Origin of the sequence: Cellulosimicrobium composti, from assembly GCF_010287905.1 — a bacterium.
Classification (GTDB): domain Bacteria; phylum Actinomycetota; class Actinomycetes; order Actinomycetales; family Cellulomonadaceae; genus Cellulosimicrobium; species Cellulosimicrobium composti.
In genome coordinates this window covers 24,662-45,957 of the sequence record NZ_JAAFAN010000009.1, presented here as the reverse complement: position 1 = coordinate 45,957, position 21,296 = coordinate 24,662, and the positions used below count along the sequence as shown (strand labels likewise).

At 75.2% G+C, this 21,296-nt stretch carries 20 protein-coding genes and 1 pseudogene; 8 read left to right on the top strand and 13 right to left on the bottom strand.

All coding sequences use genetic code 11. The features are described from left to right. Nucleotides 1-104: 104 nt before the first annotated feature. Nucleotides 105-3,857, bottom strand: coding sequence for a TM0106 family RecB-like putative nuclease (locus tag GYH36_RS04315; protein WP_312028505.1), 3,753 nt, complete (start codon nucleotides 3,855-3,857; stop codon nucleotides 105-107). Nucleotides 3,858-4,113: 256 nt separating this feature from the next. Between GYH36_RS04315 and GYH36_RS04310 the strand changes: the two genes are divergently transcribed. Both GYH36_RS04310 and GYH36_RS04305 read left to right on the top strand, forming a co-directional pair. Continuing rightward, complete coding sequence (locus GYH36_RS04310; RefSeq protein WP_115941383.1) at nucleotides 4,114-5,184, top strand: hypothetical protein; 1,071 nt, start codon at nucleotides 4,114-4,116, stop codon at nucleotides 5,182-5,184. A gap of 93 nt (nucleotides 5,185-5,277) precedes the next feature. Continuing rightward, on the top strand, nucleotides 5,278-5,490 hold the full coding sequence (locus tag GYH36_RS04305) for a hypothetical protein (protein WP_024841311.1): 213 nt from the start codon (nucleotides 5,278-5,280) through the stop codon (nucleotides 5,488-5,490). Nucleotides 5,491-5,568: 78 nt separating this feature from the next. Here the strand turns inward: GYH36_RS04305 and GYH36_RS04300 are convergent, their stop codons facing one another. The 6 genes from GYH36_RS04300 to GYH36_RS04275 form a co-directional block, all read right to left on the bottom strand. Continuing rightward, on the bottom strand, nucleotides 5,569-6,333 hold the full coding sequence (locus tag GYH36_RS04300; protein WP_162289224.1) for an amino acid ABC transporter ATP-binding protein: 765 nt from the start codon (nucleotides 6,331-6,333) through the stop codon (nucleotides 5,569-5,571). A gap of 41 nt (nucleotides 6,334-6,374) precedes the next feature. Further along, nucleotides 6,375-7,382: an amino acid ABC transporter permease gene (locus GYH36_RS04295; protein ID WP_024841313.1), complete on the bottom strand. Its 1,008-nt coding sequence runs from the start codon at nucleotides 7,380-7,382 to the stop codon at nucleotides 6,375-6,377. 136 nt (nucleotides 7,383-7,518) lie between these two features. Then, nucleotides 7,519-8,466: an ABC transporter substrate-binding protein gene (locus GYH36_RS04290; protein WP_231492865.1), complete on the bottom strand. Its 948-nt coding sequence runs from the start codon at nucleotides 8,464-8,466 to the stop codon at nucleotides 7,519-7,521. Between the two features lie 236 nt (nucleotides 8,467-8,702). Continuing rightward, nucleotides 8,703-8,870 carry a methionine/alanine import family NSS transporter small subunit gene (locus GYH36_RS04285; RefSeq protein ID WP_081772393.1) on the bottom strand — a complete coding sequence of 56 codons (168 nt, stop codon included), beginning with the start codon at nucleotides 8,868-8,870 and terminating at the stop codon, nucleotides 8,703-8,705. After that, a complete protein-coding gene (locus GYH36_RS04280) occupies nucleotides 8,867-10,507 on the bottom strand; it encodes a sodium-dependent transporter (RefSeq protein WP_024841315.1) in 1,641 nt (546 codons plus the stop codon). Before GYH36_RS04280 ends, GYH36_RS04285 begins: the two co-directional genes overlap by 4 nt. 120 nt (nucleotides 10,508-10,627) lie before the next feature. Then, a complete protein-coding gene (locus GYH36_RS04275) occupies nucleotides 10,628-11,923 on the bottom strand; it encodes an FAD-binding protein (protein WP_024841316.1) in 1,296 nt (431 codons plus the stop codon). Nucleotides 11,924-12,101: 178 nt separating this feature from the next. Here GYH36_RS04275 and GYH36_RS04270 point away from each other — a divergent pair, with 178 nt between their 5' ends. Further along, a complete protein-coding gene (locus GYH36_RS04270; protein WP_024841317.1) occupies nucleotides 12,102-12,965 on the top strand; it encodes a CPBP family intramembrane glutamic endopeptidase in 864 nt (287 codons plus the stop codon). Here the strand turns inward: GYH36_RS04270 and GYH36_RS04265 are convergent. Together GYH36_RS04265 and GYH36_RS04260 are read right to left on the bottom strand one after the other, a co-directional pair. Continuing rightward, nucleotides 12,937-14,109, bottom strand: a complete 1,173-nt coding sequence (locus GYH36_RS04265) for a DNA glycosylase AlkZ-like family protein (protein WP_162289201.1) — start codon at nucleotides 14,107-14,109, stop codon at nucleotides 12,937-12,939. The genes GYH36_RS04270 and GYH36_RS04265 overlap by 29 nt on opposite strands. A 44-nt stretch (nucleotides 14,110-14,153) precedes the next feature. Then, the gene (locus GYH36_RS04260) at nucleotides 14,154-14,843 is read right to left on the bottom strand and encodes an LmeA family phospholipid-binding protein (protein WP_151192025.1); all 690 of its coding nucleotides are present in this window, start codon (nucleotides 14,841-14,843) and stop codon (nucleotides 14,154-14,156) included. A 119-nt stretch (nucleotides 14,844-14,962) separates the two neighbouring features. On the opposite strand from GYH36_RS04260, the pseudogene GYH36_RS04255 reads away from it, so the two are divergent. Then, nucleotides 14,963-15,091, top strand: a pseudogene (locus GYH36_RS04255) (LLM class F420-dependent oxidoreductase); the annotation flags it as partial. Here GYH36_RS04255 and GYH36_RS04250 read toward each other — a convergent pair. Next, nucleotides 15,091-15,678, bottom strand: coding sequence for a hypothetical protein (locus GYH36_RS04250; protein WP_162289200.1), 588 nt, complete (start codon nucleotides 15,676-15,678; stop codon nucleotides 15,091-15,093). The pseudogene GYH36_RS04255 and the gene GYH36_RS04250 overlap by 1 nt on opposite strands. Nucleotides 15,679-15,713: 35 nt before the next feature. Between GYH36_RS04250 and GYH36_RS04245 the strand changes: the two genes are divergently transcribed. The 3 genes from GYH36_RS04245 (at nucleotide 15,714) to GYH36_RS04235 (ending at nucleotide 19,044) form a co-directional block, all read left to right on the top strand. Continuing rightward, complete coding sequence (locus tag GYH36_RS04245) at nucleotides 15,714-16,385, top strand: LLM class F420-dependent oxidoreductase (RefSeq protein WP_203231562.1); 672 nt, start codon at nucleotides 15,714-15,716, stop codon at nucleotides 16,383-16,385. A gap of 150 nt (nucleotides 16,386-16,535) precedes the next feature. Then, nucleotides 16,536-18,056 carry a multidrug effflux MFS transporter gene (locus GYH36_RS04240; protein ID WP_246209178.1) on the top strand — a complete coding sequence of 507 codons (1,521 nt, stop codon included), beginning with the start codon at nucleotides 16,536-16,538 and terminating at the stop codon, nucleotides 18,054-18,056. Nucleotides 18,057-18,171: 115 nt separating this feature from the next. After that, nucleotides 18,172-19,044, top strand: coding sequence for a uracil-DNA glycosylase (locus GYH36_RS04235; RefSeq protein ID WP_162289199.1), 873 nt, complete (start codon nucleotides 18,172-18,174; stop codon nucleotides 19,042-19,044). 36 nt (nucleotides 19,045-19,080) lie between these two features. Here the strand turns inward: GYH36_RS04235 and GYH36_RS04230 are convergent, their stop codons facing one another. Together GYH36_RS04230 and GYH36_RS04225 are read right to left on the bottom strand one after the other, a co-directional pair. Beyond that, nucleotides 19,081-19,254: a hypothetical protein gene (locus tag GYH36_RS04230; RefSeq protein ID WP_155098846.1), complete on the bottom strand. Its 174-nt coding sequence runs from the start codon at nucleotides 19,252-19,254 to the stop codon at nucleotides 19,081-19,083. A gap of 216 nt (nucleotides 19,255-19,470) precedes the next feature. Next, complete coding sequence (locus tag GYH36_RS04225; protein ID WP_162289198.1) at nucleotides 19,471-19,899, bottom strand: VOC family protein; 429 nt, start codon at nucleotides 19,897-19,899, stop codon at nucleotides 19,471-19,473. A gap of 83 nt (nucleotides 19,900-19,982) precedes the next feature. Here GYH36_RS04225 and GYH36_RS04220 point away from each other — a divergent pair, with 83 nt between their 5' ends. Further along, on the top strand, nucleotides 19,983-20,666 hold the full coding sequence (locus tag GYH36_RS04220) for a TetR family transcriptional regulator (protein ID WP_162289197.1): 684 nt from the start codon (nucleotides 19,983-19,985) through the stop codon (nucleotides 20,664-20,666). On the opposite strand, the gene GYH36_RS04215 is transcribed toward GYH36_RS04220, so the two are convergent. After that, a complete protein-coding gene (locus tag GYH36_RS04215) occupies nucleotides 20,620-21,288 on the bottom strand; it encodes a class I SAM-dependent methyltransferase (protein ID WP_162289196.1) in 669 nt (222 codons plus the stop codon). The genes GYH36_RS04220 and GYH36_RS04215 overlap by 47 nt on opposite strands. Between the last annotated feature and the right edge of the window lie 8 nt (nucleotides 21,289-21,296).

Sequence of the window (21,296 nt, the reverse complement as noted above, 5' to 3'; positions counted from 1 at the left end):
GGCCCTCGACGGCCGCGCCCCCTGATCGTTCACCGAGTGCCCCCGACCCCTCGGGTCGGGGGCACTCGTGCGTCCGGGGCCGGTCGTCCCCTGCCGGTCTCCCGTCAGTCGCCGGGCGCCGAGGCGGTGAGGGCGAGGAACGCGCCGAGCTCCTCGACGCCGCGCGGCGAGTGCGGCAGGACGTCGGTCAGGCCGGGCGCGCGCACGACGACCGCGCTCCACTGCGCGCGCGAGACCGCGACGTTCACCCGGTTCCGCGAGAGCAGGAAGCCGAGGCCGCGGGACGCGTCGCGCGCCGACGACGCCGCGAGCGTCACGACGACGACGGGCGCCTCCTTGCCCTGGAACCGGTCGACCGTGCCGACCTCGATGTCGGGAAGCCCGGCGCCCGCGAGCGCACCGCGCACGGCCCACACCTGGGCGTTGTACGCCGCGACGACGAGCACGTCCGCCTGACCGAGCGGCCGCTCGCGCACGACCCCGTCGACCGTCGTCGTCCACGTGCGGCCGAGCACGCGCTCGACCTGCCGCACGACCTCGGCAGCCTCCTCGGGCGAGCGCACGGAGTTCCCCGCGTGCTCGACGAGCACCTGCTCGACGCCGGGCTCGACCCCGTCGAGGTGGCGGCCCGCGGTCGACGGGTGCGCGCGCAGCCGGTCCTCGTACGCGAGCGTCGAGACGGCGCGCGCGAGGCGCGGGTGCATGCGCCACGTCGTCGGGAGGAAGTAGCCGCGGTCGGGCGGGAGCACGCCGTGCCCGTCCGCGAGCCAGCCGAGCGCCGACCGGTCGACGGGCTCCGGGTGGCGGCCCTGGCTCACCTGCGGGAGCTGCTGCGGGTCGCCGAGCAGCAGGAGGCGCCGCGCGGCCCGTGCGACGGCGACGGTGGTCGCGAGCGAGAGCTGCCCGGCCTCGTCGACGACGAGCAGGTCGAGCGTGCCCGCCGGGAGGCGTTCGGCGGCGAAGTCCCACGCGGTGCCGCCGACGACGCGCCCGCCCGGCTCGGTCGCGAACGCGGCGAGGCGCGTGCCGTCGACCTCGTCGTAGACGGCGCGCGCGGAGGGCCCGTCGGCGGCGACCTTCTTCGCGACGCGCTCGCGCGGGACGCCGGCCCCGAGCACGACGGCGCGCAGCATGTTCTCGACCACGGCGTGCGACTGCGCGACCACGCCCACGCGCCACCCCTGCGCGACGAGCCGCGCGACGACGTGCGAGCCGACGTACGTCTTGCCCGTCCCGGGCGGTCCCTGGACGGCGAGGTAGGAGTCGTCGAGCCGCTCGACGGCGCGCGTCACCGCCGCCACGACGTCGTCGCCCACGACCGGCGGCAGGCCCGCCCCCGCCGGGTCGCCCGTGGCGGTGCCGCCGTCCGGGCCCGACGCCCCGACGAGCCGCGGCGGCCGTCGCAGCAGGACGTCGGTCGCCGCGTCGCGCGGCAGGGTCCCGGCGTCGCGCCACGTGCCGAGCGCGCGACGCGCAGCCGCCTCGGCCGCGGCCTCGAGCGGCTTCGCGCTGGGGCCGGGGGACGGCGTGAGCGCGACCGGGGTCGCGTCGAACGGCTCGGCCCCCGTGGGGAGCTGCTCGCGCACGACGAGCACGTCCCGCTCGCCGGCGGGCGTCCCGCGACGCCCGGCGTCGAGGATCGACGCGCCCGTGAGCCAGCCGCGCACGCCGTCGGCGGCCGTGCGCGCGCACGCGGGAAGCGGCGGGTCGTAGAGCGCGAACGGCGCGACGCCGACGCGCAGGTCGCTGCCCTCCGGCAGCCGGCCCACGAGCTCGAGGCGACGCGACAGCGTGCGCCGCCCCGGCTCGACCTCCCAGCCCGAGACGACGACGGCGTCCTCCACGAGGAACGCGTTGCGACGGCCCAGCCACTCGTCGGTGGGGAGCGACAGGCGCGAGTAGTGCTCGTGCCAGAACGGCTTGGCCTCGCGCCGGAAGTACCCGGCCGCCGCACCGTAGAGCGCGAGCCCGCTCTCGTCCGGGCCGCGCCGCGCCCGGTCCTCCCCGACCGCCCGCCGGATCTCCTCCTCGAGCGCCACCGCGGACGACCGCTCGCGCGGCGGGGTCGCCGCGCCCGGCGTCCCGTCCGCCCCGCCGGTCGGCGCGGCTGCCCCCGTGCCGGTCCCCGCGCCCGGGACGACCCGGGCGCGGTCCGCCACGGCGGCGGCCGCGGACCGCAGCCAGTCCGCGAGCCGCAGCGTCGACACGCAGTCGTAGCGGTTGTAGTCCGCGATCCCGCGCAGCAGGTCGTCCGCCTCGGCGTCGCGGCCCGCGTCCCGGAGCGCGGTGTACTCCGCGTATGCGACGACGGACGCGGCGCCCGTCGTCACGTCGCCCGTGCGCAGCTCGTCGCCCATGTAGAGCGGCTCGAGCCGCTTGATCGAGCGCGACCGGTCGGAGACGTGCAGGGCCTGCCGGACGACGGCGTAGAGGTCGACGAGGACGCCGTCGCGCAGCAGGTCGTCGACCTCCTCCTCGTACACGCCGTGCCGCGCCGCGATCGCGAGGAGGTGCGCGCGCTCGTAGTCGGCGTAGTGGTACACGTGCAGGTCGGGGTGCACGCGGCGGCGCGCGTTGACGTGGTCGACGAACGCGACGAGCGCGTCGCGCTCGGCCGCGAGGTCGTGCGCCCACAGCGCGTGGAAGGGCGGGCGGTCCTCGGGGGACGCCGGTCGCTCGACCCACCCGAACAGGTAGTCGATGCCCCACGTCGTCCCGCCCGCGTCCGTCCACAGCGGGTCGCCCTCGAAGTCGAAGAACAGGTCTCCCGGGCTCGGCGCGGGCAGGGCGAGCACCGGCGACGGGTCGTCGATGCGCCACGAGAGCTCGTGCGGTCCGGACGCGTCCGCCCACACGACCGTCCCGTCGGCGGGCCCCGTCCCGAGCTGCAGCGCGGCCTGCCGCCGCACGCGCGCGAACGCGGACGCGCTCATGCCGTCCGGGACGGGCGTCTCGTCCGTCGCGGCGGCGAGCTCGTCGATCGTGCGGATGCCCGCGGCGTGCAGGCGCGCGCGCTGCGACTCGTACACCCCGCCGACGAGCAGCACGTCCCGGCGCTCCTCGATCTGCGCCCGGCAGTCCTCGCACCGCCCGCACGCGAGGACGTCCGGGTCGTCCCAGGGCGCGCGCGCGTCGCGCGCCACGTGCTCGGCGGTGAGCCGCACGAGCCGGTCGCGCCGCGCGCGCAGCACCGGCAGGAGGTCCGCGAGGCGGTGCGTCGTGCGCTCGCGCGTGCCGAGGACGAGCGCGACCTGGGGGTCCACGGGCACGCCGGCGGCGAGGAGCTGGTCCGCGTACGCGGCGGCCTGGAGGAGCGCGGTCACCTTGGCGCGCCGCGCGAGCTTCGTCTCGACGACGGCGTAGCGGGCCGCGCCCGCGTCGTCCGTGCCGGTCCGCACGAGGAAGTCGGCACGGCCGTGGAAGGTCCCGTCGAACAGGGCGGCCTGGTGCACGACGTCGGCCCCCGCCTCGACGGCCGCGAGCGTGCGCGCGTGCGCGGCGACGAGCTCGTCCCACGACGCCGTGCGCGGCGGCTCGACCCGCACGACGCCCCGCCCCGTCGCCGGGTCGAACGGCCCGTGCTCGGCCTCGAGGCTCGCGAGGACCTCGCGCTCGTGCCGCGCGCCGAGAGCCGTGGCGCGCGCGAGCAGGGCGTCCTCGGCCGACTCACGGCGGGGCGCGCGGCCGAGCTGCTCGTCGAGCCGGCACAGGAGGCGGTACTCGCACTCGGCGGCGACCACGAGGTCCCCCGCGGCGTGCACGAGCACCCGCTCGCGCGGCGGGGCGCCGGCGGCGGGCCGCCCGGGCTCGGCGGTCGCCGTGGCGGTCCGCACCACCGGCTCGTCGACGAGGAACACAGACACCTCCGGGTCAGGGCCGGGGGCCGGGCCCGCGGCACGTGCGCCGCGCCGTCCACCGGTCTGGGACCGTTCTACCAGCGACCGCCCACGCCACCGGCCGGGGCTGCGCCGTTGCCCGCCACGACCCCGGGATTCGTGCCGAGGGCCACGACTCCCCTACTGTTCCCGTCGAACCCGGCGCCCCGTCGAACCCCCGCGTCCGTCGAGACCCGCATCCGTCGACCGCCCAGCGGGCGCTACCGAAGGAGGACCCATGGCCGTGCGGTTCGTGCCGCCCCCGGGGTGGCCCGTCCCCGAGGGCTTCACCCCCACGACCGACTGGCACCCGGACCCGTCGTGGCCCCCGCCCCCGCCGGGATGGGTGTTCTGGGAGGACGTCGCCGAGCCGGCCGCGCCCGCTCCCGTGCCCGAGCCGCCGGTCCTGCGCTCGACGGAGCCGCTGCCCGCGGGCGCCGTGCCCACCCGCCGCTCGCTGCGCGCCCGCTCGTCCGGCCCGACCCCCGCGGTGGGCGCCCGCTCGTCCGGCCCGACGCCCGCGGTGGGTGCCTTCGCCCCGGCGGACGCGACGCGCGTCGCGACGCTCGCCCCGGCCGCCGCGCCGGGCGTCGACGACCACCCCGTCGCGAGCTCGACGATGATCCTCCCGGCCCTCGGCGCCGCGCTCGACGACCCCGCGGCGGGCGCGCCGGCCCGTCCCGCGCCGGGCGTGGCGTCCGTCCCCGCCGGGTCCCGCTCCGGCGTCGTGCCCGTGGGCCCGACGCCCGCGGGGCCGCCCGGCGGCGCGACGTCCGGGCCGACGCCGCGCGCGACGAGCGTCGGCCCCCTGGCCCTCCCGGCGGCGGACGACGACGAGGACGGCGCGCCCGACCGGGGTCGCCGCTGGCTGGTGCCGACCGCCGTCGGGCTGGCCGGCGTCGCGGTCGGACTGCTCGTCGGCATCGGCCTCACGCTCTCGGTGCAGGGCGAGGCGCAGCGCGAGAAGGCGGAGGCGCAGCGCGTGCAGAGCGAGGTCGCGGCGGAGCGCGAGCAGCTCGAGACGGAGCGCGCGGACCTCGAGTCGCAGCGCGCCGCGCTCGACGAGGCGACGGCGCAGCTCACCGCACGCGAGGAGGCCGTGGCCCAGGCCGAGGCGGACGCCGCGCAGCGCGCGCAGGAGCTCGACGACCGCCAGAAGCAGCAGGACGAGCGCGAGAAGGAGCAGCAGAACCGGCCGGGCCGCGGGAACGGCGGCCCGGGCGGCGGCGACGACGGCGGCGGTGGAGGTGGCGGCAACGACGACGGCGGCAACGACGGCGGCTGGAACTGGGGCGACTGGAGCTGGTGAGGCCGCTGCGCGCCCGCGGTCTCCACGAACGCCTCACGGACACGTCACGGCTTCCGGTCGCGGAACGCACGTCGCTCACCGACAGTGGGAGGCGTGCTGACGCGATCCTCCTCCCACGCCCCGGACAGCGAGACCCCGATCTACGACGCGCTCGTGGTCGAGCACGAGCACATGCTGCCGCTCGTGCACCTGGGCCGGGCGCTCAGCGGGGAGATGGTCACGGTCGCGCGACCCACGGGACTGTCCCCCCGCCTCGCGCCGGCGCACGACGCCCCCGCGCTCCCGCGCCGCCGTCGCGCGGGCTGACGACCGTCGAGGCCCGCTCGCCGCGCCGCCGTCGCGCGCGCCGAGCCCGGACGGCGCCTGCGCGACGGCTCGCGCGGGCTAGAGCACGTGCGCGAGGAACGACCGCGTGCGCTCGTGCTGCGGGTCGCCGAGCACCTGCTCGGGCGTGCCCTGCTCGACGATGACGCCCTCGTCCATGAAGACCACGGTGTCCGCGACCTCGCGCGCGAACCCGATCTCGTGCGTCACGACCATCATCGTCATGCCGGACCGCGCGAGGTCGCGCATGACCGCGAGCACCTCGCCGACGAGCTCGGGGTCGAGCGCGGACGTCGGCTCGTCGAACAGCATGAGCTCGGGGTCCATCGCGAGCGCGCGGGCGATGGCCACGCGCTGCTGCTGCCCGCCGGAGAGCTGCGCCGGGTAGTGGTCCGCGCGGTCGGCGAGGCCGACGCGGTCGAGGAGCTCGGCCGCGCGGGCGCGCGCCTCGGACCTGCTCAGCCCGCGCACCTGGACGGGCGCCTCCGCGACGTTGTCGAGCGCCGTCATGTGCGGGAACAGGTTGAAGTGCTGGAACACCATGCCGATGCGCGAGCGCTGCCGCGCGACGACCTTGGGGTGCAGGCGGTGCAGGCGCGTGCGCCCGTCCTTCGTCACCTCGCGATAGCCCATGAGCTCGCCGTCGACGCGGATGCGTCCGCCGGTGATCTCCTCGAGCTCGTTGACGCAGCGCAGCAGCGTCGACTTGCCCGAGCCGGACGGTCCGAGCACGACGCACACCGAGCCGCGCGGGACCTCAAGGTCCACGCCCTTGAGCACGTGCAGGTCGCCGAACATCTTGTGCAGGCCCTCGACCTGGACCATCGGGGTCCCGGCGGCCGGGGCCGGCGCGTCGTGCGTCCCGCTCACGGGGTCACCTCCAGGAAGGGGTCGTCCTTCGTCGTGCCGGACGCGGCGATGAGGTCCTGCTTGCGGGGGCGCCGACCGCGCCCGCCCGGGCCGCGCCCGCGGCGGCCGCCCGACGTCTGCGTGCCGAACCCGCGCCCGTAGTACCGCTCGACGTAGTGCTGGCCGACCATGAGGACGCTCGTGATGAGCAGGTACCAGATGGCGGCGACCATGAGCAGCGGGATGGGCAGGAACAGCCGGTTGCCGATCGCGTTGGTCGAGTACTGCAGGTCGAGCGTGAACGGCACGGCGAGGACGAGCGACGTCGTCTTGAGCATGGAGATCGTCTCGTTGCCCGTGGGCGGCACGATGACGCGCATGGCCTGCGGCAGCACGATGCGCGTGAGGATCTTGCCGTCTTTCATGCCGAGCGCCTTCGCGGCCTCCGTCTGGCCCGGGTCGACGGACCCGAGGCCGGCGCGCACGATCTCCGCGAGGTACGCCGCCTCGTTGAGCGACAGCCCGATGAGCGCGCACACGAACGCGGTGAACAGGTCGGCGGTGCGGAACTCGAAGAACTCGGGGCCGAACGGGATGCCGAGGCTCAGGCGCGGGTAGAGCACCGAGATGAGGCCCCAGAACACGAGCTGGGTGTAGATCGGGGTGCCGCGGAAGAACCAGATGTAGCCCCAGCTCACGGCCTTCATCACGGGGTTGTCCGAGCGCCGCATGATCGCGAGCAGCACGGCGAGGACGATCGCGATGAGCATCGATCCGAACGTCAGCACGAGGGTCCAGCCCACGCCGCGCACGACCGTCACGTCGCGGAAGTAGAGCCAGACGACGTCCCACCGGAACTTCTCGTTCGTCAGCAGCGCGTTGACCGCCATCGCGGCGAGCACGAGCAGCACGACGGCGGAGACCCATCGTCCCGGGCGGGGGACGGGGCGGGCGTGGATGCGGTCGGGTACCGGGTCGTCGCCCGGCGCTCCGGCGGCGTCGCCGCCGGGTGTCCTACCGGTCATGGTGCACCTCGGGGGGTCGGGGCTCGCGGCACGAGCCGGGCCGCGCGGGCGTCGTCGCCCGCGCAGGCGTCCAGTGTGCCGGTCGCGGGCGCCGTCCGGGCGCCCGCGACACGGCGGGACTGGAGGGCGGACGGCGTCAGCCGACGGACGGGTTGAGCTCCGCCGTGTCGAGCGCGGCGTCGCCGCTGCCCCACGCGCCGAGGATCTCGGCGAGCTGGCCGCTGTCCATGAGCGACTGCAGCGCCGCCTGGATCGCCTCGGCGAGCTCGGTGTCCTCCTTCGCGACGACGACGCCCTGCGGCGCGCTGTCGAACACGTCGCCGAGCTGCTCGAGCTGGCCGCCGGTCTGCTCGACCGCGTAGCCGATGACGGGCGAGTCCGCGTAGAGGACCTGCGCCTTGCCGCCCGCGACGTTCGTCGTGGCGTCGGACTGCGAGTCGTACTGGAGGATGTCGATCTTCTCCTCGCCGGCGTCGGTGCACGCCTGGCTCTGCACGGCGATGTCCTCGTCCTGGATCGTGCCGGTCTGCACGGCGACGGTCACGCCGCACAGGTTCGCCGGGTCGACGTCGTCCGGGTTGCCCGCGGCGACCGCGTAGGCCGAGCCCGCGTTGAGGAACGCGATCATGTTCGCCTGCTCCATGCGCTCCGCGGTGATCGTGAACGAGGAGATCCCGGCGTCGAACTTGGTGCCGAGCGCGGGGATGATCGCCGGGAAGTCGGCCGACTGGACGTCGACGTCGAGGCCGAGCGTCGCGCCGACGGCCTTGATGACGTCGATGTCGAAGCCGATCGGCGTCTTGCCGTCGGCGTCGACGAACTCGGCGGGCGCGTACTCGGTGTTCGAGCCGACGACGAGCGTGCCGGCGGACGCGACGTCCTCGGGCAGGAGCGCCGCCGCCGCCTCGTCGACCTCGATCGTCGAGGGGTCGAACGACGGCGCGGCCGACGTCTCGTCGGACCCCGACGCGCCGCCGTCGGTCCCGGTCTGGGACGCGTCGGTGCACGCGGTGAGCAGGAGGGCGCTCGTCGCCGCGAGCGCGACGAGGCCGGTCAGGGAAGGCTTGCGCAGGGTCGTACGCACGGGGTTCTCTCCGATCGGGGGGTGGTCCGGGCAGGGGCAGCGTAGACACCGATCGTCTCCGTCGTGTTACGTCGGCACCCGGCCTCGCGGCTGGGGAACGTACGGGGAACAGAGGACCCGGCGGTGCGCAGCACCTGCGCACGAGTGTGAGGCCGCAGCCCCCCGCTCACCAAACCGACGGGGACATCGACGCCCAACCGTGACGAAACGCGCGCTCCCGCCGGGGCGCGAGCCGCTCAGGTGTCGCGCTCGACGGGCGCGACGTCCTCACGGTGGTCGTCCTCGCCGCCGGACGGGAGGTCGGTGCGCTCCGGCCGCGCCCGCAGGCGCAGGATCGCGGCGAGCAGCCCGCCCCAGACGACGACGATCGAGAGCACGAGCAGGGTCACGGCCTCGGCGCTCATCGAGCCTCCTCCCCCGCGGTGCCGGCCGGTCGTCGGGCGGCGCTCCCGCCCGCCGACGGCGTGCGTCCCGCGCCCTGCACGGCCTCACCCGGCGGGAACGGCGGCCACGGCACGAAGTCGTCCGGGCTGCGGCGCCAACGCATCGCGGCGAGGACGAGCGCGGCGACCACGACGAACGCGACCGTCCCCCAGCCCACGAGCGCGAGGTACCAGCCGGGGTACCCCTCGTAGCCGTCGACGAGGAGCGTGACGATCCGGGAGACGAGCATGTAGCCGAGCACGAGCGGCGCGAGCACCGCGACGAGCACCTGCCACCAGGCACCGAGCCGGAACGTCGACACGGTGTTGAGGTGGTAGCGCAGCTCGGGTCCACGGCGCAGCACCCACAGCACGAGCACCGACATGAGCACTGCGGACGCGACGATGCCGATGTTGTTGGCCCACTGGTCGGCGGTGTCGAGCGCGATGAGGCCCGTCGTCGTGGAGAACAGGGCCACGGAGATCACCGCGCTCACGACGCCGAGACGCACGGACGCCTGCCGCGGCGACCAGCCGAACTTCTCCTGGAACCCCGCCGAGACCACCTGGAGGATCGACAGGAGCGACGTGAACCCCGCCATCGCGAGGGAACCGAAGAACAGCGCGCCGAAGAACGGGCCGCCCGGCATCTGCGACACGATCGCGGGGAACGTGACGAACGACAGGATCGGACCGCTGATGCCCTCGAGCTCGCCCACGCCCACGCCCTGCTCGTGCGCGAGGAAGCCGAGCGTCGCGAAGACCCCGATGCCCGCGAGGATCTCGAACGACGAGTTGGAGAACGCGACGACGAGGCCCGGCGTCGTGAGGTTGGCGCGCCGCTTGCGGTAGGACGCGTAGGTGATCATGATCCCGAACGCGATGGACAGCGAGAAGAAGATCTGGCTGTAGGCCGCGATCCACACGTTCGCGTCCCCGAGCGCCGCCCAGTCCGGCGTGAACAGGGCGTTCAGGCCATCGGCCGCGCCCTCGAGGAAGAGCGAGCGCACCACGAGCACGAGGAACGCGACGACGAGCAGCGGCAGGAACACCATGTTGGCGCGCTGCACGCCCTTCGCGACGCCGGCCGCGAGGACGGCGATCGTCACGACCCACACCGCGACGAGCGGGACGAGCACCGACGGCACGAACTCCAGGCTCACGCCCGGGTCGGCCAGCTGGAGGTAGTCGCCCGTGAAGAACCCCGCGGGGTCGTCGCCCCAGCGCAGGTCGAACGAGAAGACGAAGAAGCTCACCGCCCACGCGATGACCGCCGTGTAGTACAGCGCGATGACGAAGCAGATCATCACCTGGAACCAGCCGAGGCTCTCGAGCCACGTCCGGATGCGCCGGAACGCCGTCGGCGCGGAGCCGCGGAAGCGGTGCCCGATCGCGTAGTCGAGGAACAGGATCGGGATGCCCGCGGTGAGCAGCGCGACGAGGTAGGGCACGAGGAACGCGCCGCCCCCGTTCTCGTACGCCACGCCGGGGAACCGCCAGATGTTGCCCAGCCCGACGGCCGAGCCGATCGCCGCGATGATGAACCCGACCTGCCCGGTCCACTCCTCGCGGGGCTTCTGCGTCGTCGGCCCTGTGCCGGCCGTTCCGGTCGTTGCCACGGTCCTCCTCGGTGCGTGCCCGCGCGCCCGGTCGTGGCGGCGCGTCGTCGGGCCGGTCGTCTCCAGTCCGACCGTAATCCAGACGGGGGTCGTGCAGCGAGCCGAGCGGGGCCGGGCGGCTCAGCCCGCCAGCAGGCGCTCGACGTACCCGCCGAGGAACCGGCCCTGCGGGTCGTACCGCTGCACGAGCTCGCCGAAGTCGTCGAACCGCGGGTACAGCCCCGCGACCGAGCCGGGGTCGTGCACGAGCGCGTGCGAGAGCTTGCCCCAGTGCGGGCGCGCGCCGAGCGGGAGGAGCGCGGACTCGACGTCGCGCAGGACGCGCGCGACGTCGTCGGCCAGGGGCTTCCACGTGAGGTGGATCCCCACGGCGGGGCCGTCGAACGGGCTGAGCCACAACGGCGCGGGGTCGGGCGCGACCGTGCGGATCTCCCCCACCTGGAGCAGCGGGGTCACGCGCGGGCCCAGGTCGCGCATCGCGGCGAACGCCTCCTGCGCGCGGGCGCGCGGCACGAGGTACTCCGACTGCAGCTCGGCGCCGTTGCTCGGCGTGAAGTCGAGGCGGAAGTGCGGCAGCCGCTCGTTCCACGGCCCGGGCTCGCCGAGCTGGGTCGTGCAGTGCACGGGGTCCACGCCCGGGAGAGGGTGCAACGGCGTGCGCGCGGGCGTGGCGCCGAAGAGCTCGGCGCGCGCGGTCCCCGCCTCGCCCGGCGCGAGGCGCGACTTGCGCCAGACCTGCTGGACGCCGTCGGGCCCCCAGTCCGTGAAGAGGCTCACCGAGTACGCCGACGCCGTGATCTCGTCGTAGTGGTCGGTCACCGCGTCCCACGGCAGCCCGACGTGCACGTCCTGACGCACGTCGAACGTCGGGACCGTCTCCAGCTCGACGCGCGTCACGACGCCCAGCGCCCCGAGCGCGACGACCGCGCCCGGGAGGTCCGCGTCCCCGCGGCGCAGCGTGCGCGCCTCGCCGTCGCCCGTGACGAGCTCGAGCCCGACGACGGCGCTCGCGAGCGACCCCACGGCGTCACCCGAGCCGTGGGTCGCCGTCGCGACCGACCCCGCGACCGAGATGTGCGGGAGCGACGCGAGGTTCGCGAGCGCGCGGCCCGCGGCCTGGACGGACCGCGTCGCGTCGCCGTACCGCAGCCCCGCCGCGACGGACGCGACGCCCGTGGCGGGGTCGACCTCGACGGGCGGGCGGCCGTCGTCGTACCGGTCGAGCGCGACGTGCGTGCCGGTCGTGTCCGCGACGTCGCCGAACGAGTGCCGCGACCCGAGCGCCTTGACGCGCCGCGAGCGCCGCACGACGTCGGCCAGCTCGCCCGGGGTCGTGGGGTGCTCGACCGCGGCGGAGGAGTACGTGAGGTTGCCGGCCCAGTTGGCGGGGCGCGAGGTCTCGGGCGTCGTCGTCACGCCCCCACCCTGCCACTCCCCTCGCCGCCGGACACGGCACGGGGTCTGGCCCCGGGGCACGCGTGCTCCCGGCGGCGGGCCCGTCGCCGGCGCAGGACGGCGACCGTGGGGTTCTCCCCACCCTCGGTCGGGGGCGTCCCGGGCTCTGGCGAAACGGACGAAGCGGTGGGATCGAGACATGACCACCAGCGCGTACCCACGGACCGCGACGCAGCGGTCCCGCCGCCCATCCTCCGCCCCGGCCCCGGACGACCCCGGGCGGCTCCCCCGCGGCGGGCTCGCCGCGTTCTGGGCGCTCGCGTTCGGCCTGTCGTGGACCTCGTGGGGAGCGGCGTGGCTGCTCGGCGGCGACCTCGCGGACCCCGCCGTCCTCGCGCTCTTCGCGCTCGGCGGCTTCGGCCCGACGCTGGCCGCGCTCGTGCTCCGGGTCGCGGGTCGCCGCAGCCCCCGGGCCGCGCGCTGGACGGCGGCCGGGCGGTGGCTCCCGGCCGCCGTCGGGGTCGGCGCCGCGCCCGCGGTCGTGACCGCGCTCGTCGTCCCGCTGCTCGGCGGCCCGACGGCGGACCTCGCGGCCGGGGCGGCGGCCGTCGCCGCGGCGGGCGGCCCGCTCCTGTTCGCCGTCGTCTCGCTGTGCGCCGGCCCGCTCTCGGAGGAGGTGGGCTGGCGCGGCTACGCGCAACCGCGCCTGCGCCGCCGGCTCTCGCCGCTCGCGACGTCGGTCGTGCTCGGCGCGGTGTGGGCGGTCTGGCACCTGCCGCTGTTCGCGCTCACGGGGACGTGGCAGGCGTCCCTCGGTCTGGCGAGCGTCGAGGCGGCGCTCTTCCTGCTCGCGATGGTCCCGCTGTCGAGCGCGTACTGGCTCGTCAGCGAGCGCCTGCGCGGCGGGGTGCCGGCGGCCGTCGTGCTGCACCTCGTGGGGAACGCCGCCCTGACGTTCCTCGCCGTCACGTCACCCGTCGCGATGGCGGTCTACGTGGGGGTGATCGTGCTGACGGCCGTGCTCGTGCACCTCGTCACGCGCCCGGGTCCGCCCCGGCACTGACCCCGGGCGCCGGGGCACCGCGCCCCCAGTGCGCACGCACCGCGTCCGCCTGGGCGGCGAACGCCGCCTCCTCCGCGGGCGACGGCGCCCGACGCCACTGCGGCTCGAGGACGACGTCGCGCGTCCCGACGACCCAGCGCCACCGGCCGACCACGACGCCGTCGACCGCGATCGCGTGGATGAAGGACCCGCGCCGGTCGCCGAGGTCGACGCCGTCGGCCACGACGACCCCGCGGGACTCGCCGTAGGACACGAAGAGCTCGTCGTAGCTCTGCAGGAGGTCGACCACCGGGGCGGCCGGGTCGCCGTCGGGCGCGACGGCGCCCGCGAACGACTCAGGTGCGAGCACCCGTGGGTCGGCGTCGGCGAGCCGCCACAGGGTCGCGCCGTCCAGCGCGCCCGCGCCCGGGACGGCCACGACCTCGTCGCCGAGCAGGTCGAGCGCGTGCCGCACGTCCGTGAGCGTGAACCCCGACCACTGCGCGACGTCCTTGACCGTCGCGTACGCGCGGCTCGCGAGGTAGCGGCGCAGCAGCTCGACGAGCGCGGCGTCCCGGTCGAACCGCTCGCCGAGCGGGCCGTAGCCCGGCGGCACGCGGTCGTCGAACGCGGCGAACGTCTGCTGCTTCCCGTCGAGGGGACCGCTGATCAGCAGCCGGTCGAGCTCGGCGTGCGCGAGCACGTACCCGAGCGCGAGTCCCTCGAGCGGGCGCCCGTGGGCGGCGAGCAGTCCGGCGAGCTCGCGCCGGGTGCGGGGCCGCTCCTGCACGGCCGCGACGACGAGGTCGATCTCCGCCGCGTGCCCGGCGGTGCCCACCTGCCGGTACATCGTCCCGTTGGCCTGGTGCACGCGCGGCGCGCTGAGCTCGAGGAGCCAGCGGGCGTCGTCGGGACGCAGGAGGTGCCACGTGGGGCGCAGCACGTGCGTGCGGACCACCTCCCCGCGGTCGCAGGCCGCGGCGGCCCCGGCCGCGCCGGGCCGCGCGTCCGGCCGCAATCGCCGCGTGAGGCCCCACAGCGCGGGGTGGAACTCCTGGCCCTGCACCGCGACGAGGTGCCCGACCGCGCTCGGGACGTCGGGCAGGTCGGGCGACCGCAGGCGCTGCGCGGCGAGGCGCGCCGCGAGCACGTGGCGTCCGTCCACGGGCGCCACGCTCACCGCACCGCCCCCGGCCCTGCCGCTGCCGCTCACGACGCCACCAGGTCCTCGGCGACGACGTCCGTCCCGGTCACCGCGACCCGCACGCCACCCTCGACGGGCGCCACGGAGTCCAGCGTGACGCCGTCGGGCAGGTCGAGCGGGACGCGCAGGTCGGACAGCGCTCCCGCGATCCCGGACGGCAGGTCGTCCACCGAGACCGTGCCGAGGCCCGTGCGGACCGCGACGACGTCCACGGCGAGCTCGGCCGGACCGGAGACGCGGGGCGTCACGTCGACCGTGATCTCCGCACCGAACAGGTCGAACCCCAGCGACAGCACGTCGGCGGAGGAGGTGACGGCGACGTCGAGGCCCGACTGCTCCGCGACGACCTCCTGCAGCGACTCGGCCGCGATGACGCCCGACGCCGCGCCCGACGCGATGCGGTACGGCTCGGAGGTGCCGACGCCGTCGGCCTCGACCCTCAGGTCGGAGATCGCGTAGCCGCCGAACGACGCCGTGTCCGCGGAGCCGGTGACGTGCGTCAGCTCGCCGCGCAGGAGCTGGGTGAGGAACGGGAAGCCCGTGATGTCGATCTGCGCCCCGGTGACGTCGTCCGCCTGCTGCTCGAACGCGGTCACCGCACCGCGCTCCGCGGCGCCGACCGCGACCCGGTCCGCGACGACGGCCACCGCCACGAGCGCCACGAGCGTCACGAGCAGTCCCACCAGTCGCCTCATGGCCCCCACCCTAGGTCCGCCGAGCACGACCTTGCTGTCGTTCTCGGGCTCCTCGCGGCAGCAACCTCGTGCTCGACGCGGGGTGTCGTCGTTCTCGACCGGGACGTAGATTGCCCGGCATGACCTCACCCCGTCACCCGTACCGCATCGGCGTCCAGCTCCAGCCGCAGCACGCGGAGTACGCCCAGGTCCGCGACGCCGTGCTGCGCGCCGAGGACCTCGGCGTCGACGTCGTCTTCAACTGGGACTAGTCCAAACCCCCCGAAACCGTCCGGTTGGTCCAGACATCGGCAGGGTTGACTTTGTTGGGTGCGCTGGGCAGTGGGGCTCTTGGACCGCTCGACAGGGCGGCAGACAAGTCCTCATGCCAAGCGTTTTCGGCATGCATCGCGAGAACACGCATTTGAAGAGTGGACAGGCAGAGTTCAAACCACTTAGAGATCGCTTCTCCCAACGGCTCCTCTGCGTGCATCCGAAGGCCCTGCGACAAATCCGGGTCCGTAGTGGCCACAGCGGCTATCAGCGGCGCATACATCTGTTTGACATCATCACGGGCTAACTCGTGGTCGAGGTCGTGTGCAATGCGATTCCGAACTGCGTTCATGGCGCGGAGTGCACTAGCGTAATTCTCAACCAACCCCAGGGCTTCTGCAAGATTGACCTTGCGAGAAAACGACTCCTTGGCGATGTTCAACACTTCTGCTCGAACCAGCGCTTGATCCAAGTATGAGTTAAGGCACCGCTCTACCCACAGATGTCCCTTGAGGAACGCGGCAAGTCGGTTCGGCTCGTCATACACATGTGCCCGGAAGAGGGCGTAGTCGAGAGGCTCCATGAGGAGACGCTAGTGCACCAGGTGCGCATCGGAACTTGACCAACTGGGACCACTTCTTCCCGCTCACCGGCGACCCCGACGGCAAGCACTTCGAGTGCTGGACCATGCTCGGCGCGTGGGCCGAGCAGACCGAGCGCGTCGAGATCGGCGCCCTCGTCACGTGCAACAGCTACCGCAACCCCGACCTCCTGGCCGACATGGCGCGCACGGTCGACCACATCAGCGGCGGGCGTCTGATCCTCGGGATCGGGGCGGGCTGGTTCGAGAAGGACTACGACCGGTTCGGGTACGAGTTCGGCACCGCGGGCGCGCGCATCGCGGACCTCGCGCAGGCCCTGCCCCGCATCAAGGCCCGGTGGGCGGAGTCGAACCCCGCGCCGACGCGCGACATCCCCGTCCTCGTGGGCGGCGGCGGGGAGCGCAAGACGCTGCGCGTCGTGGCCGAGCACGCCGACGTCTGGCACTCGTTCGGCGACGCGAGCACGCTCGCACGCAAGAGCGCGATCCTCGACGAGCACGGGCAGGCCGTCGGCCGCGACACCGCCGCGCTCGTCGAGCGCTCGGTCGGCGTCTCCCGGCCGCCGTCGGAGTCCGCGGACGCGCTCGTCGCCGCCGGCGCGACCCTCTTCACGGTCGGCACGAGCGGCCCCGACTACGACCTCTCGCTCGTGCGCGAGTGGGTCGCCTGGCGCGACGCCCACGCCTGACCGTCCCGCCGAGCACGGGGTTGCTGTCGTTCTGGCGCGCCTGGCGGCACCAACCCCGTGCTCGACCGCGAGCCCGTGACCGGCGTCTCAGCATCCGATCACGTCGGCCGTACGGGAACACACGACGCACCTCGCGCGGTTGGCCCTGTCATGTCCTCCACGCCACCCGCGACCACGGCGCCGACCGCGCCCGTCGCCCCGCCGGGCACCCCGTCCGCCACGAGCCCCGCCGCCGACCGCTCCGGGCGCATCAGCGCGGGCCTCGTCCTGCTGCTCTCCGCGCTCACCGCGGTCGGCCCGCTGACGATCGACCTGTACCTCTCCGCGTTCCCGCGCATCGTCGACGAGCTCGGCACGACCGAGTCCCGCGTCCAGCTCACCCTCACCGCGACGCTCGCCGGGCTCGCGATCGGACAGCTCCTCATCGGGTCGGTGTCCGACGCCGTGGGCCGTCGTGCGCCGCTCCTCGTCTCGCTCGCCGTGTACGTCGCCGCGTCCGTCGGCATCGTCGTCGCCGGGTCGGTCGCCGCGCTCACCGGACTGCGGTTCGTCCAGGGCCTCGCCGCGGCCGCGGGCATGGTGCTGTCGATGGCGATCGTGCGCGACTCGTTCGAGGGCTACCGGATCGGCAAGGTCATCGCCCGCCTCATGCTCGTGGTCGGCGTCGCGCCGATCCTCGCGCCGACCATCGGCGCGCAGTTCCTGCGGTTCGGGTCGTGGCGCGGCATGTTCGTCGCGCTCGCCGCCGTCGGAGCGCTGCTGTTCGTCGTCGTGCTGCTCCGCCTGCGCGAGACCCTGCCCGCGGAGCGCCGACGCTCGGGCGGGACCACCGCCGCGCTGCGCTCGTACGGGTCGCTCCTCGGCGACTGGTCGTTCATCGGCCTCGCGCTCATCGCCGGCTTCTACATGGCCGCGATGTTCACGTACATCTCCGCCTCGACGTTCGTGTTCCAGGACTTCTTCGGCATGTCCGCCCAGCAGTACGCGGTCGTGTTCGGCGTCGGCGCCGTGTCCGTCACCGCGGGCAGCCAGATCAACGGCGCGCTCGTCGGCCGCGTGGCGCCCGAGCGGATCCTCCAGGCGGCCGTCGCCGCAGGCTTCGTGCTCTCGGGCGGGCTGCTCGTCGCCGCGCTGGCGGGCGGCGGGCTCGCGTGGCTCGTGCCGCTCATCGTGCTCACGCTCGGCACCGCCGGCTTCGTCATGCCGTCCGTCCCCGCGATCGCGCTCGAGCGCAACGCCCACCGGGCCGGGAGCGCGGCCGCGCTCATCGGCGCCTTCCAGTTCGGCGTCGGCGCGGTCATCGCCCCCGTCACGGGACTGCTCGGCGGCTCGCCGCCCGTGACGATGGCCGCGGTGATGTTCGGCGTGATCGTGGTCGCAGGCGCCGTGCTCCTCGGCCTGCGCCGCACGTTCGGGGCCCGCGTGCCCGACGACGCCGCGGACGCCCTCGGCGCGCACGGCACCGACGGCGCCGCGACCGCCGGGACGACGCCTGACGTGACGACGACCGGGGCCACGACTGACCCGACGACGACCGGGGCCACGACGACTGACGCGACGACGACCGAGGCGGTGACGGCGGCGGCGACCGTGCGGGACCCCGCCGTCGACGTGCCGGACGACCCCGCGGCGCTCGCCGAGACGACGGTGCTGGCCGACCGACGCTCCTGACCCGGCCCACGGCGTCCCGCCGAGCACGAGGTTGCACGCTGCCGAACACGGGGCTGCTGACGCTATCCGCTCGATAACGACAGCAACCCCGTGTTCGGCGGGGAAGGATGGGTGGATGACGCCCGACGACCCCGGCTACCCGCACGCGGCCCGCAGCGCGCCGACCCTCGCCGCGCTCGACGCGCACCTCGTCGACTGCCGCGCGTGCCCGCGGCTCGTCGCGTGGCGCGAGCACGTGGCCGAGGTCAAGCGGGCGTCGTTCCGCGACGACGACTACTGGGCCCGGCCCGTGCCCGGGTTCGGCGACGAGCGCGCGGGCATCCTCGTCGTGGGGCTCGCACCCGCGGCGCACGGCGCGAACCGCACCGGGCGCATGTTCACCGGCGACCGCAGCGGGGACTTCCTCTTCGCGGCGATGCACCGCACGGGCCTGGCCAACCAGCCGACGTCGGTCTCGGCCGACGACGGCCTGCGCCTCACCGGGATCCGCGTCACCGCGCCCGTGCGGTGCGCCCCTCCGGACAACAAGCCCACCCCCGAGGAGCGCGGCCGCTGCGGGCCGTACCTCGCGCGGGAGGTCGAGCTGCTCGGGGCGACGGTGCGCGTCGCGGTCGTGCTCGGCGGCTTCGGCTGGCAGGCGCTGCTGTCGACGCTCGCCGAGCAGGGCTGGGACGTCCCGCGGCCACGCCCCCGGTTCGCCCACGGCGCGGAGGTGACGCTCCGCCGAGCCCCCGGCGCGGCGGGCGACGACCGCGGCACGGCCGGCGACGACCCTGGCGCATCACCACACGACGGTCCCGGCGCGGTGCCCGACGGCGGTCCCGGCGGCCCGGCGCAGACCCTCACCCTGCTCGGGTGCTTCCACGTGAGCCAGCAGAACACGTTCACCGGGCGGCTCACGCCGCAGATGCTCGACGACGTGCTGCTCCGGGCGCGTGACCTCGCCGGGCTCGGCGCGCCCCGGCTGCCTCGCGACCGCCGGTCGTGACCGACCTCCTGGCCGGCGGCGCCCGACCGACGACGCCTAGCCGCCCTGCCGGGCCGCGGTCGCCGGCGACTGCCGACGCGGCTCGTCCGCCCAGCGGCGACGCTCGGCGACGCGCGGCGCGACGCGGCCGATCAGCCGGAGCTGCTCGCGACGCACGATGACCTCCATGCGCCGCAGCTCACGCTCGAGCGGGGACGATGCTGCTGACATTGCTGCTCTCCTTCGACGGCTCCGGCGGCGGTCCTTCCGGCTCCGCCCCGGTGGTGACGCGCGGCGACCACGACTCCGGTCGCCGCTCCCCCGTACGGAGAGACCGGCGCGCGGCCGTTTCGTGACATCCGCCGTCGGACGAGAGCCGGGCCGTCGCACGCGCGGGGCCGAGCGGGCGGCACGCCGACGCGTGCCGAGCGGCCTGCCCGCGCAGTGCTAGGCCGTCGGCAGCCCGGACTCGTCGTACTGGTCGACGAACTCTCCCGTCGGCGGGATCGGCGTGACGACGTCGACGAGCACGCCGTTCGGGTCGGCCGTGATGAAGTGCCGCTGCCCGAACGCCTCGTCGCGCAGCGAGTGCAGGATCGGCAGGCCGGCGGCGACGAGGCGGGCGTGCACGGCGTCGACGTCGTCCACCTCGAGGGTGAGCAGCAGGCCGCCCGCCCGCCCCCGGGCGCTCTCGGGGATCGTCTCGTGATCGCCGTCGAGCACGCCGAGGTTCACCGCCTCGTCGTGCGCGGACTGGAGGTGGACGTACCAGTCGCTCGTGAAGAGCGGCCGGAAGTCGAGGTGCTCGGCGTAGAACGCGACGGTCGCCGCGACGTCCCCGGTCATGATCACCGGGTACCAGCTCGTGATGTGCACGGTTCTCTCCTCGTCGGTGGGTGCGATCCGATCACAAACAAACAGGCTGTCTGTCGGTTCAGCATGACGTACAGTCTGTCGGTATGCAAGAGGGCCGCCGTACCAACGCCGAGCGGACGCTCGCCACCCGCACCGCGCTCGTCGACGCCGCCCGTCGGCTGTTCGTCGAGGCCGGGTACGCCGCGACGTCGACGCCGCGGATCGCGACCGCCGCGCGCGTCACCCGTGGCGCGCTCTACCACCACTACGCCGACAAGCGGGACCTGTTCCGCGCCGTCGTCGAGGCCGAGGCCGAGGCCGTCGCGCGCGAGATCGAGGACCGGGCCCGGGCGACGGACCGCCCCGGCGCGTCCGCGCCGGACGCCCGCGCGATGCTCGTCGAGGGCGCGCGGGCCTACCTCGACGCGATGGCCGTCCCGGGCCGCACCCGCCTGCTGCTCGTCGACGCCCCGGCCGTGCTGGGGACCGCTGAAGCGGACGCGCTCGACGCCCGGTTCGCGCGCCGCACGCTCCGCGCCGGTCTCGCGGCCGCGCTCGACGCACCGGCTGCCCGCACGGAGGCCGAGCCGGCCCCCGCGGGCGGGGGCGACGCTGCGGTCGGCGACGACCTCACCCACGACGACCGGCTCGACGCGCTCACGCTCCTGCTCTCCGCCGCGTTCGACCGGGCGGCGCTCGCGCTCGACGCGGGCGCCCCGCCGCGGCCCGTGCGCGCGGCAGTCACCGAGCTCGTGGACCGGGTGTGCGCGCCGCCAGCCACTCGATGACGCCCGCGCGCGTGCGCTCGTGCTGCTCGACCGCGAGCCCTGCCTCCAGCACCCAGCGCAGCGGCCGGCGCCGGAAGTGCTCGCCCGCGAGCGGCACGCTCACGACCTCCGCCGCGGCCTGCAGGACGCGCACCGGCCACGCCGTCGACGACACGTGGTCGGCGAGCACGAGCAGCCCGCCCGGCCGCAGCACGCGGACCATCTCGGCGAGCGCCGCACGGCGGTCCGGCACCGCGCACAGCGAGAACGTGCAGACCACGGTGTCGTAGGCGTCGTCGGGCAGGTCGAGACGTTGCGCGTCCCCGAGGCGCAGGTCGACGTCGACCCCCAGCTCCGCGGCCCGGCGCCGCGCGACCGCGAGCATGCCGGGGCTCCACTCGACGCCCGTGAGACGGCCGTCGAGCACGGCGGAGGGGTAGTGCGCGAGGTTGAGGCCCGTGCCGATCGCGACCTCGAGCGTGTCGCCCGACGCGAGGCCGCACACGCGAGGACGCACGTCCGGGAACATCCGCCGCTCGGCCGCCGCCATGCCGCGGTCGTAGGCGCCCGCCTCGCGGTCCCAGCGCCGTCGCAGCCGCGCCGCGCGCGCCGCTGCCCGCTCCCCGAGGGTCCGACCAGCCATGGGTGCTC